This is a genomic window from Leisingera sp. F5 (assembly GCF_001593695.1).
The window spans coordinates 1-1,654 of sequence record NZ_LUKH01000805.1; the positions used below are offsets into that span (position 1 = coordinate 1).

Genomic DNA, 1,654 nt, shown 5'->3' on the forward strand with positions numbered 1-1,654 from the left:
CCTCCGGTGCGCCAGTCAGGTTTCAGTTACTGTGCCTTCAATTCCGTCACGATACGGACATTGATCGGTCCCACGGAAAAACCGCCCACGCCGAATGACAGGTGGTCGAGCGTGGTGGTGGCTTCGAAGGCGGCCCAGTCACCCTGGAAGTATTCGAAAACGCTGCCCGCAGGATGCGCGCCCAGATGGGTCAAGGTCGTTTCCAGCACGACCGGCTGTGTGACGCCGTGAATGGTCAGGTCGCCGCTGACATTGGCGGTGTTTTCGCCGGTGCGCTCGACGCCGGTGCTGACAAAGGTGATTTCCGGATAGGTTTCAACTTCCAGAAAGTTTGCGCTGGACAGATCGTCGTCGAGCGGCCCGAAACCGGTGGAAAGGCTGTCGGTCCTGATGGTGACATTGAGGGCGGCCGCTTCGGGGTTTTCCGGGTCCAGTTCCAGGGTTCCGTCAACCGAAGTGAATTCCCCGCTTTGCACCGAAACCCCGACGTGACTCCAGCTGAAGAAGACCTCGGTGTGGCCCTGGTCGGTCTTGTAGGTCGCTGCAAAGGCGGCGGGTGCGGCCAGCAGTGCGGCGGCGGCAAGCGGTGCAATTTTGATCAACATGACGGTATCCCTGTTTGGATTTGTCCTTGGGGCGGTATTGGATTCCGGGGTTCATTGTTCGCGCTGAACCCCCTATAGATGTTATGGCATCTATTTTACTGCATCCGCATGTGAAAAATCCTGCTGCCTTCTTCGTTCACCAACTCGTGATTTCACATGACGCCAAGTAAACGGGAAACCGCAATCTGGATCCTGCTGAACCGGGCCTACCGGCAGGCGCACCGGGAGATAGAGGCGGAGCTGCGCGCTGCCGGGCTGCCTGGCCTGCGGTGGTATGATGTGCTGTGGGGCATAGAGATGGCCGGGACGGGCGGGGTGCGCGCCTTTGAACTGACCAGAAACCTGTTGTTCGAGCAGTCCAACCTGTCGCGCATTCTGGCGCAGATGGCAAAGCAGGGGCTGGTGCGCGAAACAGTCTATGAACACGACCGGCGTGGCAAGGTGCTGTTTCTGACCAGCGAGGGTGCGGCACTGCGGCGGCAGATGTGGAAGATATACGGCCCCGCGATCAAGCGCCATACAGAGGCGCTGGCCGATGCGGAGGACCTGCAGGTGTTTCTGGATACGCTGCAGAAAGCCGGCGGCGGGCCATTTCCGTGACGCGCCGCCGGTAAAAACCTTAGCCGACGATCATCTGCTTCATGCGCAGGGTTTCATACTCCAGCTCTTGCAGGCGGAAATTCACCACGTCGCCGACAGTGATCATGCCGGTCAGCTTGCCGTCTTTCAGCACCGGCATGTGGCGGAAGCGGCCTTCGCTCATGGTTTTCAGCACGTCATGCAGATAGTCATCCGGTGTGCAGGACTTCACGGCTGTGGTCATCAGCGCCGACACCTCCTGCGGCAGGGTGTGGCCGGGGGTCTCGGCCATCCGCCGCACGATGTCGCGTTCCGACAGGATGCCCTGCAGGTCGCCGTTCTGGTCGGTCACCACCAGCGCGCCGATATGTTTTTCCTTCAGCACATCAACCACATGGCCGATGGTGTCATTGGGGCGCACCGCAAAGATGGCATCGCCCTTGCCCTCCAGCAGCTTGGCCACTGTTGTC

The 1,654-nt window shown here is 60.2% G+C and carries 3 protein-coding genes; 1 reads left to right on the forward strand and 2 read right to left on the reverse strand.

Annotated features, from left to right (window positions below; genetic code table 11):
• Nucleotides 1–26: 26 nt before the first annotated feature.
• The gene (locus tag A2I95_RS36185; protein WP_027256221.1) at nt 27–605 is read right to left on the reverse strand and encodes a YceI family protein; all 579 of its coding nucleotides are present in this window, start codon (nt 603–605) and stop codon (nt 27–29) included.
• A 156-nt stretch (nt 606–761) separates the two neighbouring features.
• Between A2I95_RS36185 and A2I95_RS36190 the strand changes: the two genes are divergently transcribed.
• Entirely contained in the window at nt 762–1,205 is a 444-nt protein-coding gene (locus A2I95_RS36190; RefSeq protein WP_035919756.1) for a MarR family winged helix-turn-helix transcriptional regulator, read from the forward strand.
• 19 nt (nt 1,206–1,224) lie between these two features.
• Here A2I95_RS36190 and A2I95_RS36195 read toward each other — a convergent pair.
• A partial coding sequence (locus A2I95_RS36195; RefSeq protein ID WP_291737340.1) for a CBS domain-containing protein occupies nt 1,225–1,654 on the reverse strand: 430 nt, incomplete at its 5' end.

Bases quoted from the DNA above. Each gene is read 5' to 3' on its own strand.
- A2I95_RS36185 (WP_027256221.1), bottom strand. From the start codon at position 605: ATGTTGATCAAAATTGCACCGCTTGCCGCCGCCGCACTGCTGGCCGCA.
- A2I95_RS36190 (WP_035919756.1), top strand. From the start codon at position 762: ATGACGCCAAGTAAACGGGAAACCGCAATCTGGATCCTGCTGAACCGG.